The sequence below is a fragment of the Streptomyces sp. NPDC006332 genome, assembly GCF_040612855.1.
Taxonomy (GTDB): Bacteria; Actinomycetota; Actinomycetes; order Streptomycetales; family Streptomycetaceae; genus Streptomyces.
Window position 1 is genome coordinate 1 of record NZ_JBEXRA010000070.1, and the last position, 13,867, is coordinate 13,867.

At 71.5% G+C, this 13,867-nt stretch carries 10 protein-coding genes; 5 read left to right on the forward strand and 5 right to left on the reverse strand.

The window, feature by feature from the left end:
- Positions 1-84 precede the first annotated feature (84 nt).
- Entirely contained in the window at positions 85-537 is a 453-nt protein-coding gene (locus ABZ027_RS38310; RefSeq protein ID WP_356776802.1) for an ATP-binding protein, read from the reverse strand.
- Between the two features lie 310 nt (positions 538-847).
- Here ABZ027_RS38310 and ABZ027_RS38315 point away from each other — a divergent pair, with 310 nt between their 5' ends.
- The 3 genes from ABZ027_RS38315 to ABZ027_RS38325 all read left to right on the forward strand — a co-directional run bounded on the left by ABZ027_RS38315 (position 848) and on the right by ABZ027_RS38325 (position 2,879).
- Complete coding sequence (locus ABZ027_RS38315; protein WP_356776804.1) at positions 848-1,720, forward strand: helix-turn-helix transcriptional regulator; 873 nt, start codon at positions 848-850, stop codon at positions 1,718-1,720.
- Entirely contained in the window at positions 1,717-1,968 is a 252-nt protein-coding gene (locus ABZ027_RS38320) for a DUF397 domain-containing protein (protein ID WP_356776806.1), read from the forward strand. Before ABZ027_RS38315 ends, ABZ027_RS38320 begins: the two co-directional genes overlap by 4 nt.
- Before the next feature lie 86 nt (positions 1,969-2,054).
- Positions 2,055-2,879 carry an SAM-dependent methyltransferase gene (locus tag ABZ027_RS38325; protein ID WP_356776808.1) on the forward strand — a complete coding sequence of 275 codons (825 nt, stop codon included), beginning with the start codon at positions 2,055-2,057 and terminating at the stop codon, positions 2,877-2,879.
- An 18-nt stretch (positions 2,880-2,897) separates the two neighbouring features.
- Here the strand turns inward: ABZ027_RS38325 and ABZ027_RS38330 are convergent, their stop codons facing one another.
- The 3 genes from ABZ027_RS38330 to ABZ027_RS38340 form a co-directional block, all read right to left on the reverse strand.
- Positions 2,898-5,909 carry a glycosyl hydrolase gene (locus tag ABZ027_RS38330; RefSeq protein ID WP_356776810.1) on the reverse strand — a complete coding sequence of 1,004 codons (3,012 nt, stop codon included), beginning with the start codon at positions 5,907-5,909 and terminating at the stop codon, positions 2,898-2,900.
- 143 nt (positions 5,910-6,052) lie between these two features.
- Positions 6,053-6,871 carry a response regulator transcription factor gene (locus ABZ027_RS38335; RefSeq protein WP_356776812.1) on the reverse strand — a complete coding sequence of 273 codons (819 nt, stop codon included), beginning with the start codon at positions 6,869-6,871 and terminating at the stop codon, positions 6,053-6,055.
- Positions 6,868-8,172, reverse strand: a complete 1,305-nt coding sequence (locus ABZ027_RS38340) for a histidine kinase (RefSeq protein WP_356776850.1) — start codon at positions 8,170-8,172, stop codon at positions 6,868-6,870. The genes ABZ027_RS38335 and ABZ027_RS38340 overlap by 4 nt, the downstream gene beginning before the upstream one ends.
- A 214-nt stretch (positions 8,173-8,386) precedes the next feature.
- Here ABZ027_RS38340 and ABZ027_RS38345 point away from each other — a divergent pair, with 214 nt between their 5' ends.
- Positions 8,387-9,094, forward strand: coding sequence for an ABC transporter ATP-binding protein (locus ABZ027_RS38345; protein WP_356776814.1), 708 nt, complete (start codon positions 8,387-8,389; stop codon positions 9,092-9,094).
- A complete protein-coding gene (locus tag ABZ027_RS38350) occupies positions 9,091-11,433 on the forward strand; it encodes an FtsX-like permease family protein (RefSeq protein WP_356776816.1) in 2,343 nt (780 codons plus the stop codon). The genes ABZ027_RS38345 and ABZ027_RS38350 overlap by 4 nt, the downstream gene beginning before the upstream one ends.
- A 174-nt stretch (positions 11,434-11,607) precedes the next feature.
- Here the strand turns inward: ABZ027_RS38350 and ABZ027_RS38355 are convergent, their stop codons facing one another.
- Entirely contained in the window at positions 11,608-13,773 is a 2,166-nt protein-coding gene (locus ABZ027_RS38355) for a beta-L-arabinofuranosidase domain-containing protein (protein WP_356776818.1), read from the reverse strand.
- Positions 13,774-13,867 lie beyond the last annotated feature (94 nt).

A 13,867-nucleotide genomic window follows, 5' to 3' on the forward strand; every position in this document is an offset into this window, starting at 1 on the left:
GAGGGGGCCGGCCTCATCGACATCGTGGACGCCTGGAAGTCGATCCGCGACGGCGCCCTCGCGCACACCTACACCGTGAAGGCGTCACGTCGCGTCAGGAATGAGCAAGGTCGCCCACACCGCGTTGCCGCCGGTGAGCCGGGATCGGTCGATCCCCCAGGTGTGGGCGATCTCCTCGACGAGGAACAGGCCGCGCCCTCCCTCGTCCTCGGGGCCCGGTTCGCAGCGCGGCAGCCTGTCGACGGCGTAGGCGTGGTCGTGGACCTCCAGCCGCAGACAGTGGTCCGTGATGAGCCCGATCCCGCACAGGATCCGCACACTGGGCGTGTGGCACACCGCGTTGGTGGCCAGTTCCGACACCAGCAGCACCGCCTCCGCGGTCATCTCGGCGGGCAGGTGCCAGTCGTCCATGCGCGCGTTCGCGGAACGGCGGGCGGCCGAGACGCTGGAGCGGTGCGCGGGCAGTTCCATCCAGTGCGTACGCTCCGGGCTCGCGACGTCCAGGAGCTGGGGGGAGGAAGTCGTGTGGGGGGACACGCTTGTCGCCTTCCATCAGGGGGCCGCGGTGGGGAGACGGAGCCCAGGAGAGGACCTGCCGGGGGGTGTTCCCGCCAAAACAGCCAGGTAGGGCCGAATTGCCGACAAATGCCAACTGCGCGAGGTGACGCGAAATGTTGACAGCGACGCGCTCCCAGTCGACCGGATCGCCACAGAAGTAACTATGCTCTCCGGCAAGTTCACACTGCAACCGTCCCCCTGATAATTTCAGCGCGACGGTATCCGCCTGGTCGTGTCATCAAGTCACTGTCAGGTTACCTGCAGTGACAACGCATCAGGAGGTGGCGCAGTGAGCGACGCTCGTTCCGGCGCGGGCACCAGCGCACCGACCGTCCTGCGCATGATCCTGGGCCGAAGGCTCCAGGAGAGACGGCTCGGCGCCGGGGTCTCACTGGACGAGGCGGCCAGAGCCCTGCGCGTGACGTCGTTGACCATCCGCCGTCTGGAGAAGGCGGACGTCGGCCTCAAGCCTCTCTACGTGGAGAAGCTGCTGCAGACCTACGGGGCCGACCAGCAGGAGATCGACGAGTTCGTGGACCTGGCCGAGCGGGCCAACGAGCCCGGCTGGTGGCATGCCTACCGCGACGTGGTGCCGAGCTGGTTCACCGCCTACGTAAGTCTGGAGAGCGGGGCCAGGACCCTGCGTACCTACGAACCGCAGTACGTGACGGGGCTGCTGCAGACGTACGGGTACGCGCGCGCCGTGTTGCGCGGCGGGTTCCCCAACGAGAGCGATGAGGACCTGGAGCGGCGCGTGGATCTTCGGTTGCGCCGCCAGAGCCTGCTGGAGAAGCCCGACGCGCCCACGCTGTGGGTGGTGATGGAGGAGGCCGTCCTGCACCGGGTGGCGGGCGGCGCCGAGATCATGCGGGAGCAGATCGACCGGCTCCTGGAGGTCTCGGAACTGGACCATGTCAGCGTCGATGTCGTGCCGTTCACCGCGGGCGCGCACGTCGGGGCGTGCGCGCCCTTCACCTACTTCCGGTTCGAGGAACCCGAACTGCCCGACGTCGTCTACAGCGAGATCCTGTCCGCCTCCGTGTACCTGGACCAGCGTTCCGACGTCTCGGCCCATCTCGAGGCGCACAACCGGATGTCCCTGCTGACCTCATCGGCGGAGAGCAAGGCCCTGCTGAACCGCATGCGCAAGGAGTATTCATGACCATCGCCGACGGCCGTGTCTACAACGGCATGCCCGCCTCCGACCTCGGCGAGCACGGCTGGGAGTGCCCCTGGAGCGGTCCCAACGGGGGCCAGTGCGTGGAGACCAAGCAACTCGCCGACGGCCGGGTGGCGCTACGGCAGTCGACCGACCCCACCGGCCCCGCGCTGATCTACACCCCGGAGGAGATCACCGCCTTCGTCCGGGGAATCAAGCGGGGCCTCGCCGACCATCTGACAGCCCGCTGAACCGAACCGCGAGCGGGAACCCACCCCGTCGGCCCCGGCCGCCGACCCGCCCCGCACCCACCACGCACACCATCGAAGGGGACAGGATGAGCGACACCCGACCCGCACGGGGCATAGACACCAGCAGGCCGCACTCGGCCCGCATGTACGACTACTACCTCGGCGGCAAGGACCACTTCGACATCGACAAGCAGGCGGCCGAGACGGTCGCCGCGGTCTACCCCGGCATCTTCGTGTGCGCCCGCGAGAACCGGGCCTTCATGCACCGCGCCACCCGGGTCCTCGCCCAGGAGCACGGCATCCGTCAGTGGCTCGACATCGGCACCGGCATCCCCACCGAGCCGAACCTGCACCAGGTGGCGCAGAGCGTGGTCCCCGAGGCGCGTGTGGTGTACGCCGACAACGACCCGCTCGTCCTCAAGTACGCCGAGCGCCTGATGCGCAGCACCCCCCAGGGCCGCACCACGTACATCGAGGCGGACGTCAACGACCCCGACGCGCTTCTCAACGCCCCGGAGCTGTCCGAGGTCCTGGACCTGAGCCGGCCGGTCGCCCTGTCGCTGAACGCCCTCATGCACTTCGTCACCGACGCCCAGGACCCGCACCGGATCCTCGGCCGGCTGCTGGACGCCCTCCCGTCGGGCAGCGCGCTGGCCCTCAGCCACTGCACGCCCGACTTCGACCCGGCCACCTGGCAGAAGGTCACCGACATCTACACCTCCGCCGGGACGCCGGTGCAGTTCCGCTCGCGGGACGACGTCGCGAGCTTCTTCGACGGGCTCACCCTCCTCGACCCCGGGGTCACCGTCGGCCACCGCTGGCGTCCGGACGCGCCCGACGGGGACGAAGCCCGCCGGGCGCTGACGGACGCCGAGGTCAGCCTGTGGACCGCGGTGGGCATCAAGCCCTGACCGGTACGTGGGCGCCGGTCAGCGCAATGGCCGCTGCACGTACGGCACCAGCCGGACCGGCCCCATGAGCCCGTACGCCTGGCGGGCGACGGCGCCGAAGACGGCCGGCTGGGCCGCCCGGAGGCGGTTGACGAGCGGGGTCGCCACCTCGACCTCGATCACGTTGTCGCCGCGCCGCAGGTGTCCGCCCAGGTCGACGACCGGGTGGAGCCGGTCCGCCGGCGCCAGGCGGGTGCCGTTGACGGTGACCCGGAAGGTGTCGCCGACCTGACCCAGTTCGAGGTACGCGCCGCACGACGACGTCCAGTCGGAGCCAAGAGCTACGGTGGTCCGGTACCGGCCGAGGCCCGCGGAGTCGGCCAGTTCGGGTATCTGCGACCAGGGCAGCAGGGCGTCGAGGGTGAGCCTGCGGCGGACGATTCCGGTGCCGGTCGGCTCGGCTCCGGGGAGCCAGTCCTCGACGTCGAGGTGCCAGCGGCCCGGGGTGACTGGCTCGGGGACCGAGCGGACATTGGTGGTCACCGTACGGCCCGAGGAGAGCCGGGTGGTGTAGGTGCCGGCGGTCTCGACGCGTACGGCGAGGCCGCGGTCGGTGAACAGGACCCGGTCGGCGTCGCCGGCCACGGCGTGCGGGTGTCCGCCGTTGCGGTCGCCGAAGAGGCCGGGGCGGCCGAGCGCGACGACCATGGCCTGGCCCGGTTCGAGGGTGACCCGGACGGTGACGTCGTCGCCGTCCCACGTGTAGCGGCCCACGCGGGTCACTTCGCCGGTCCATGGGTCGAGGCGGTAGGGCACGGTGCCGCCGCGCCCGGTGCGGCGCAGGGTGACGTCGTGGTCGACGGTCGTGACGGGCGGCTTGACGGTCTCGGCGTGCTTGCCGTTGCAGAGGTAGTAGAAGTCGGTGTCGCCATCGACCCGGTGGGCGTTGAGGAGCGTGGACGGCGTCGCGTGGCGGACGTGCGGGGTGACACCGAGGGCGGTGAGGGCGTCGCCGACGGCGGCCTTGTCGGTGACGGCGGTGACGTGCGGCAGCGCGAGGAGGCGGGCGAGGACGTCACGCACCCGGTCCGTCTCGTCCGGGCCGGGTACGCCCGGGGTGAGCGCCTGGTCGAAGGTGCCGAGCAGGACCATCGGGAGTCCCGCCCTGGCCAGCTTCAGCAGCTTGCGGGCGTCGGCGAGGGCGAGGGTCGGGGTGGAGCCGTAGAAGAAGTCACCCTCGACGAACAGGGCCTGGTAGGCGGGGCCGTCCGGGGCGAGGCGTCCTCCGGAGACGCGGGCTCCGGGCAGGTCGAGGAGCGGGCCGCTGATGAACTGGTGGGTCCAGCCGAGCGGTACGCCGGTCGCGGTGAACCAGGAGGCGCCGATGCCGGTGGCGGTGTAGCCGGTCTGCCGGAAGACGGCCACGTCGACGCGCGGGGTGCCGGTCTGCAGCACCTGGTGCACCCGGCCGAGGTAGCCGGCGACGTCCCGGACGTGTTGCCAGGTGGGCTGTCTGGGCCCCCAGGACTCGCCGTACCCGGGCCCGCCGTTGTACGGGCTGAAGGCGGCGAAGCCGGGCCAGCTGACCCCGGGGGCGGTGGCGTACGAGAAGCCGTGCACGACCGTCTGGTTGACTCCGGCCGCGTAGGCGCCGCCCATGGTGCGCAGGAACCTGTCCCAAGTCGTGCTGTACGCGGAGCCGTTGTAGGCGCCCGCTTCGCAGGACAGCACCCGGTGTCCGGCGAGGTCCCGTCCGCCGGCCAGGCAGCGGTAGTCGTCGAGGTTCTTGAACCCGAGTGACTCGCCCTCGGAGATGTCGAGGATCGCGGCGGAGGCGATGGCGTCGGTCTGCAGGCCGTAGGGCTGGGCGCGCAGTGACATGCCGAGCGAGTGCGCCCAGTCCCGCAGGGCGGTGACGTGGTGGGTGTTGAACAGATGGGAGACGGTCTCCCAGAAGTCGTGGCGGATCTGCCGGGTGAGCTGAGCCTCGAAGGCGAAGACCTGGTTGCTCTTGTCGAGGACGAGGGCGGGCAGGTACGGCAGGAGGGGGCGGCCCGTGCGTCGTTCGAAGGCGTCGGGCAGCGCGGTCGTCCACACCAGGGAGTCGGTCTCCAGCTCGACCGAGTCCTCGAAGAAGGCACCGCCGGCCGCCTTGAGCAGCCGCCGCATGGTGCCGGTCAGCACGACCCGCTCCCAGAAGTCGGTGACGGCGCTGGTGCCGGTGGGGCTGAAGTGGTCGACGACGTAGGCGGCCGGGGCGGAGTGCGGTCCGGACTCGGGCTGCTGGGCGGTGCCCCGCTGCCAGTAGGAGAGCAGAACCCAGTCGCCCTCGGCGGGGGCGGTCCAGGTCAGGGCCCCGTCGCGGACGGTGGCGGTGAGGTCGTGGACGCTGTCGAGGTCGAGGCCGGTCTCCTTGCGGGTGCCGTTGGCGGGCTCGACGCGGGCGGCCTGCACGGCGAGCAGGGTGCGGCGGGTGACCCCGGAGCCGGCCTCGTGCACGGGCTCGGGAACGGGTCCCTGGTAGCGGGCGCCCGCTGCCACCGAGACGCGTCCGTAGGCGAGTTCCTGAGCGGCGGCGGTGTCGTCGGGGGTGACGCCGGGGACGGCGACGGGCCAGCTGGGGCCGAGCGTGAGGTCGATGGTCAGACCGCGGCGGGCGGCTTGGCGCAGGGCGGCCTGGACGCCTTCGCGCCAGGGGGTACCGGCCCAACCGTGGTGCGCGGTGTCCAGGACGGTCTTGTCCTTGATGCTGTGGTGGACGGCGGCGATCTCGGCGCCGCCGAAACCGGCGTCCGCGATCTGGTCGATCTCACGGGCGACCTCCGCCGGGTCGACCAGCCCGTCCGGCCACCACCAGCGGAACTTGGGGCGCACGGAGTGCGGGGGCGTGGTGAACCAGTTGCCGGTGAGGTTCTGGCTGCCGGTCAGGGGAAGAGCGGTGGCGAACGGCGAGCCGGTCGCTCCGAGGGCCGTGACGGTGCCCGCGGCCAGCGAGGCGGCCAGGACCGTGCGCCGGGATATCCCGCCTCGCCGTGAGATGTGGTTCTGCATGTGTCGCCCCAAGCGCTGGAATTGAATCGTTTCAATCCTTCGTGAACGCGGGAACGCTAAGCCCGGGACCCGGGGACGGTCAAGATCGGAGCCTCAAATCCCTTGCGTGGGCGACCACTTGACGGCTCGCTCGGCTTCGGCGACTACGTCTGCTCGGTGGACTGCTGGGCGGCCGCGCGTGAACCGGCGCTGACCATCCCGGTCTCGTAGGCGACGATGACGGCCTGGACACGGTCACGGAGTCCGAGCTTGGCGAGGATGCGGGCGACGTGTGTCTTGACGGTCGTCTCGGCCAGGTGCAGGCGGGCGGCGAGTTCGGCGTTGCTCAGTCCTCGGGCGAGCAGGCCGAGGACTTCCAGCTCACGCGGGGTGAGCGGGGCGAGGTCGCGGTGGAGGGGGGCGGTGTGGCCGCCGCGGGGGGTGTTGTGCCGGTGTTCGCCTTCGGCGGTGTACTGGGGTTCGCCTGAGGCACTGCGTCCCTGGTCGCCTGACGCACTGCATCGATGTTCGCCTCCGGCACTGCACCCATGTCCGTCTCCAGCAAAACGCTCCACGAGCCGCCGCGTGATGGCGGGCGCGAGGAGGGCGTCGCCGGTACGGACCGTGTGGACGGCCGCGGTCAGATGCTCGGGGGTGACGTCCTTGAGGAGGAAGCCGCTGGCCCCGGCGGACAGTGCCGCGTAGACGTATCGGTCGAGGTCGAACGTGGTCAGGATGATGACGCGGGGTTCGTCGGGGGCGCCGGTGAGGATACGGCGGGTGGCCTCCAGGCCGTCCGTCTCGGGCATCCGGACGTCCATCAGGATCACGTCGGGACGGGTGCGCCGGGCCGCTTCGACCGCTTCGGTTCCGTTGGTCGCCTCGGCGACGACGTCGATGCCGTCGGCGCCGAGGATCAGCCGGAATCCGGTGCGTACCAGGGTCTGGTCGTCGGCGAGGAGCACCCGCAGCGGCTCGGTCACGGTGTCTCCAAGGGGATCAGGGCTTCCACCCGGTAGCCACCGGTCAGACGTCGCCCGGTGGTCAACGTTCCGTCATGGACGGCGAGGCGCTCGCGCAGGCCGATCAGGCCCCGGCCGCTTCCGGCTGCCACACCCGCGCCCGGGTGCCCACCGGTGTCGACGACTTCCACCCGGAGCCGCCGCGGGCCGTATTCGACGGTCACGGCGGCGGTGGCGCGGGACGCGTGCTTCACGGTGTTGGTCAGGGCTTCCTGGACCACGCGGTACGCCGCGAGTTCGAGGCCGGGCGGGAGGGGGCGAGGCGGGCCGATCACGGTCAGGTCGACGGGCAGTCCGGTGCCGCGGACCCGTCCGACCAGCGATTCCAGCTGATCCAGGCCGGGTTGCGGGGCGAGCTGCACGGCCGTGTCGGCGAGGTCTCCACCGTCCGTGCCCTCGTCGTCGGCCATGGTGAGCAGTCCCATGACGTGGCGCAGTTCGGTCATGGCCGCCCGTCCGCCCGCTTCGACGGCGAGCAGCGCCTCGCCGGCCTGCTCCGGGGAGGTTCTCATGATCTTGCGGGCGGCGCCCGCCTGGATGATCATCACGCTGACGTTGTGCGTGACGACGTCGTGCAGTTCGCGGGCGATCCTGGCCCGCTCGTGATCGACGGCCCGGCGCAGCGCCTCGGCCTGTTCGCGTTCCAGCGCGGAGAGCCGGGTGCGGCCCTCGTCGGTGCGCAGTTTCCAGGTACGCAGGCCGACGGCGGCCACGGCCATCGGGACCAGGATCAGCAGGGCGATGTATTCGTTGGGGACGATCGGGGTCACCGAGTTCCCCGAGGTGCCGACCAGGACGACCGACAACGGCAGTGCCGCCAGGGTCGCCACCCGGTAGGGGCTGTACACGGCGGCGCTGTAGACGGCGATGACGAACGCGTAGAAGGTCAGCCGCAGGACGCTCTGCGGTGTCGCCAGGGTCGCGGCCGTCACGACGCACAGCACGGCGAGCGGGTAGCGGCGGCGCAGCGCCAGGGCGCCCGAGGCGACGACCGCGAGGGTCACCATGAGAACCAGGCCGCCGGGCCCGGCCGGGCGCGGCACGGCGACCGCCACCCCGGGTGCGATCTCCCGCAGCACGACGTTGCCGACGTTGTCGATGCCGTAGTAGACGGTGGCGATCCCGAGGGTCAGCGCCATCAGCGCGTCGAACTGCCAGGCGCGCCGGGTGGGCCGCAGCGGTGGACCGCTGGGAAGCCTGGCGTCGCGGACCGTCCGGCGGGCGGCCTCCCGCAGTCGCACCGACGTCGTGGGTACGTCCATCACCGGTTCATTGTCCCCGCCGCGCGGGCCCACGGAGTCCGTCCCAGTGGTCATTCGCAGCGCACCGGATACATCACCCGCCTACATCGCAGGGATGACGTCTGTGGGGATCGTCCAAGCGCGGTACCGCAAGGGGTTCGAGCGGCGGACGCGGGCGGGCCGGGTCCGCTCATAGCGTTCACGCAGCCAACTGCCCGTACCCAAGGAGCCTTTCATGACCGTGCCGGTGATCGAACTGCGCGAGGTGAGCCGCCGATACGACGACGGCCCGCCCGCTCTGCACGAGGCGTCGCTGACCGTGCGGCCCGGTGAGGCCGTCGCGATCCTCGGCCCGTCCGGCAGCGGCAAGTCCACGCTGCTCAACCTGATCGCGGGCCTGGACCGGCCCGACGCGGGGACGGTCACCGTGGACGGGGTGCGGGTGGACCGGCTGGGCGAATCCGGATCGGCGCTCTACCGGCGGTCGAAGATCGGCATGGTCTTCCAGTTCTTCAACCTGCTCGACGATCTGACCGTCACCGACAATGTCGTCCTGCCCGCGCGCCTCGCGGGTATGGCGCGTGGCGAGACGGACCGCCGGGCCGCGGAACTCCTGGAACTGCTGGGCATCGATCGGCATGCCCGCGCCTACCCGGGGCGGCTGTCCGGCGGCGAGCGCCAACGCGTCGCGGTGGCCCGGGCGTTGATGAACCGGCCCGCCCTGCTGCTGGCCGACGAGCCGACCGGGGCCCTGGACACGGCCGCCGGACAGGACGTCAGCGGGTTGCTCAGCGACCTCAACGCCGAGGGCCAGACCATCGTCGTGGTCACCCACGATCTGGCTCTGGCCCACTCCTGCACCAACCGTACGGTCCGGATCGCCGACGGCCGGATCACCGAGGACGTCCGGTCGCGGGCCGTCACCCCGGGGGCCGTCCGATGAGCGCCCTCGGCAAGGTCGTGCGCTCGGGGGTGGGACGGCGCCGGGTGCAGACGCTGGTGATCGGGCTCGCCACGATGATGGCGGTGGCCGCCTCCGTCCTCGGCGGGTCCCTGCTCGTGGTGTCCGGTGCGCCCTTCGAGGACGCCTTCGCGGGGCAGCACGGCGCGCATCTGTCGGTGCAGTTCGACGCGCGCAAGGTGAGTGCCGGGCAGCTGTCGAAGTCCCGGGGCGCCGACGGGGTGAGCAGTGCGGCCGGGCCGTTCCGTACGGCGACGGTCACTCCGCGGTCGGAGGGCCCGGGTTCCGGGTGGCCGCTGACCGTGGTCGGTCGGCCCGATTCCGGCCGGGACGTGGACGAGGTGGCGCTGCTCGACGGGCGGTGGCCCACGCGCCCCGGCGAGATCGTGCTGTCCGCCAACTCCTCGCTCCTGCCGACCCTGGGCATGAAGATCGCCTTCCCGGATCTGTCCGGCGGTCCGACGCTGACGGTGGTCGGTGTGGCCCGCTCGGTCACGCAGACCGCTGACGCCTGGGTGGTTCCCTCCCAGATGCGGGCGCTCACCGCGCCCGGCAGCGGCGGTTACCAGATGCTCTACCGCTTCACCGACGCGGGCACCGCCGCGCAGATCACCGCGGGCGGCAAGGCCGTGACCCGATCCCTGCCGCCGGGTTCGGCCGTCGGCGAACGGTCATGGCTCACCGTCAAGAAGGGTGCCGAGCGCGACACCGCCCTCTACGTTCCGTTCCTGATCGCGTTCGGGGCCCTGGGACTGGTCATGTCGGTGCTCGTCGTGGGCAATGTCGTCGCGTCGGCCGTGGGTACGGGGACGCGCCGCATCGGCGTCCTCAAGGCCGTCGGCTTCACCCCGGCCCAGGTCGTACGGGCCTACGTGGGCCAGGCGTTGATCCCGGCGGCCGTCGGCACGGTCCTCGGTGTCCTCGCCGGCCATCTGCTCGCCGTCCCCGTACTGGCCGAGACCGAGGAGGTCTACGGCACCTCCTCCCTGTCCATCGCCCCCTGGGTCGACCTGGCGGTGGTCGCCGGGGTGCTCGGCCTGGTGGCGGCGACCGCGTGGGCGAGTGCCTGGCGGGCCGGGCGGCTGCGTACGGTCGACGCGCTCGCGGTCGGGCGTACCGCTTCGGCGGGGCGCGGCCGGTGGGCGGTCCGCCTGGCCGGTCGGCTGCCGTTGCCGCAGCCGGTCGCCCTGGGCCTGGCCCGGCCCTTCGCGCGGCCCGGCCGTGCGCTGGCCATGGGCACGGCGGTCCTGTTCGGCACCGTCGCGGTCACGTTCACCGTGGGGATGGGCGCCTCGCTCGGCCAGGTGATGAAGGCCAAGGCCCACGACGCCGCCGATGTCGTCGTGCCCGCGCCCTTGCCGGACTTCGGACCCCCTGGCCGGGAGAAGCGGCCCAGGGCCGATCCCGCCGCGGTCGCCGCGGCCATCAAGGGCAGCGCCGGAACCCGGAAGTACTACAGCGCCACGACCGTACGGGCGACCGTGTCCGGCCTGACCGGCACCATCGACGTGGTCGCCTTCACCGGCGACGCCTCCTGGGGCGGCTACACGATGGTCTCGGGCCGCTGGATCGACAAGCCGGGCGAGGCCGTGGTCCCGACTCCCTTCCTGGCCGCCACCGGCACCCGCATCGGCGACACCGCCACCCTGAGCGGCCTGGCCGAGCCGGTCACGGTGCGGATCGTCGGCGAGGTCCTCGACCCCCGCAACGACGGCATGCAGGTCTTCACCGACGCCTCGACCCTCACGGCCGCACATCCCGACCTGAAGGAGACGAGCCATCACATCGCGGTCACCTCGGGCACCGAGGTCTCCAACTACGTCGCCGCGCTGAACAAGGACCTGGCACCACTGGGGGCCACAGCTCGGGCCGGCGGGCTCGACGCCGGCAGCGACATGGTCGTCACGCTGAACGCGCTGTCCGCGATCCTCACGCTGATGCTCGTCGCCGTCGCCGCGCTCGGCGTGCTCAACGGGGTGCTGCTCGACACCCGCGAGCGCGTGCGGGAGATCGGTGTCCACAAGGCGCTCGGTATGACGCCCCGGCAGACCGTCGCAATGGTCGTCACCTCGGTCGTCGTGACCGGCCTGGTCGCCGGCGCTGTCGGCGTGCCGCTCGGCGTGGCCCTGCACGGCTTCGTCCTCCCAGCGATGGGCGACAGCGTGGGGCTGCGCCTCCCCGGTTCAGTCATCGCCGTCTACCACGGTGCCGAACTGGTCCCGCTCGCGCTCGGCGCCCTGCTCATCGCCACCCTGGGTGCGCTCCTGCCAGCCGGCTGGGCCGCCGGGGCCCGAACCGCCACGGCCCTGCGCACCGAGTGATCCGAATAGGCGGTCAGGTTCAGCGGCCGTGCCTGGCGACCCCCACCCGAGGGGCGGGTGGGGGTCGGTCGGCTGGTTCTGCCAACCCGCTACCGACTGACCGGAGCGCACGGTCGACAGCTGCGGGGCCGGGCCGGACGCCCCCGCGCGTTCCGTCGGGGCCGTCCGGCCCCCTCAGCGCCGCAGGTCCGCGCGGGTCGCCGCCGCGACCACGCGGTCCCGTTCGGCCGGTGTGAACAGCCCTTCGGACGACCATGTGCCGGCGAGGACGCGCACCGCCGCGACGAAACGGCCTGAGGTCGCGAACGGCGCCTGCGCCCAGAGCACGTCGAGGAAGGTCAAGCCGTCGCCGCGAGCCCGGTTCGGTACGCCCGAGTCGGTCGCGCCGAACACCACGACGGGTTCCGAGCGCCGGAAGTAGGCGTGGTAGCGGGTGTCGTCCGCGATGTGGAACGGTGCGAGGGTCAGGCCGTGGGTGGTGAAGTGCAGCGGCCGGCCCCCGGGCTCGATCGCGTCCGCGAGATCGCCCCGGAGCGTGAAGTCCCGGTAGAAGGAGAACGAGCGGAACGTCGTCTCCCCGCTCTGCGCGACCAGCAACACCGGCCCGTAGAACAGCGACTGGACGGCGGGATCATCCAACGCCCTCTCCATGCGCAGGCGGTAGGGCGCGGAGATCCTCACCCGGTCACCGCGCCGCCAGTCCCTGCTCAGGGTGAGATAGCTGCCGGGCACCGCCTCGACTCGCTGCCGGACCCCGTTGACGGTGACGGTGAAGCCTCCCGTGGCCCAGGACGGAACCCGCAGCTTCAGGTCGAGCCGTCCGCCGCCCTCACGGAACGTCAGCGTGCGAACGCCCTCGGCCGGGTAGGTGCTCGCCTGCTCGATGACGAGGCCCCGCTCCGGCCACCGCAGGGTCGAGGCGAGATACAGATTGACGTACAGGGCGTCGCCGTCGGCGGAACGGAAGTAGACCGAGTCCTGGTACTTGGTGTGGTTCTCCATGCCGGTGCCGCCGCAGCAGGTGCCGGTGTTGTCGTACTCGCGCACGACCCCGGGCCCCATCCCCACGAAGTACGTCACCTCCGGGCTGGTCGTGCTGGGGGCGTCCCGACGGGAGGCGAGGATGTGGTTGGTCAGGCCCCGCTCGTAGTAGTCCATGTAGGCGGTGTCGGGCTCGTGGAAGAACAGCTGCCGGCTCAGTTTGAGCATGTTGTACGTGGCACAGGTCTCGGCGTTGTTTGCGTCCAGCGTGGCCGCGACGGCGCCTGAGGCCCGGAACATCTCGCCCTGGCCCGTGCCGCCCAGGCTGTACATGCGGGGGTCCACGACCATGCCCCAGAAGTTACGGGCCGCGGCCGCGTACTCCTCCTCCCCCGTGTGGTCGAACAGCCGCAGGTAGCCGGTGAATTGGGGAATGTGCTGGTTGGCGTGGCGCCCGTTGAGGATGTCGGTGTCCTCGGCGCAGGCGTCAAGGAGCGCCGTGTTGTCGAAGCAGCGGGCGGCGGCGAGGTGTTCCTGCTTGCCGGTGAGGGCGTACAGGTCGGCCAGTACCTCGTTCATGCCGCCGTACTCGCCGGCGATGTAGATCGACCACATGCGCTCCAGCTGCGTCTTCGGCAGCCGTCCGAGTCGGCTGTGCACCCAGTCGCCCATGGCCGAGGCGATGGTCAGGGCCTGTGCGTTCCCGGCCAAGGTGTGCGCGTCGAGGAGACCCCGCATGATCTTGTGGCAGGTGTAGTACGGAGCCCAGATGGTGGGGTACGTCGTGTAACTCTCCAGCAGGATGAACTGGGTCTCGGGGTACGCCGCCAGGAAGCCGGGGTGGCTCGGTTTCGGTGAGCCATGCTCGGCCAGGGCCCGCTGGCACTCGCCGAGCACGGTGACCAGGTAGTCGAGCTTGGTCTTGAGGGCGGCCTCCCGGGTGTCGGCGTACGCCTGGGCGATCAGGGTGAGGAAGTGCCCGCCGAAGTGGCCGCGCAGGTTGCCGTCGGAGGTCTCCCATCCGCCGGGCGGCCGGGCGCCTCGGGTGTCGAGGCCCGCGTTCGCCCGGAAGACGGCGAGGATGCGGTCGGCGGGGTACGACCTGGCGTAGTCGAGCATCAGGTCACGCTTGCGGCGGAAGACACCGTCGCCGAGGGTGACTTGGCCCAGGGCGAAGGGGCGCACGGCCCAGGTGGACGGTGTGGGTGGCTCGGCCGAGGTGGCCGGTGCGAGTGCCTCGACGGCGGCCGGGCCGGTGGGGGCGGCCTGCGCCGGAGTGGCCGTGTATACCAGCGGGGTGACGGCGGCGGTCCCTGCGGCGAGCTTCAACACGCGGCGTCGGGAGGGGGCTTGGGACATGCTCGGGCTCCGATCGTGGGTCGTCGGCGGGCATGGAATCGGGGGAACGGCACCGGTTCGGTCATGGTGGGGGTGGGTGCGGGGGTGGTGGTCG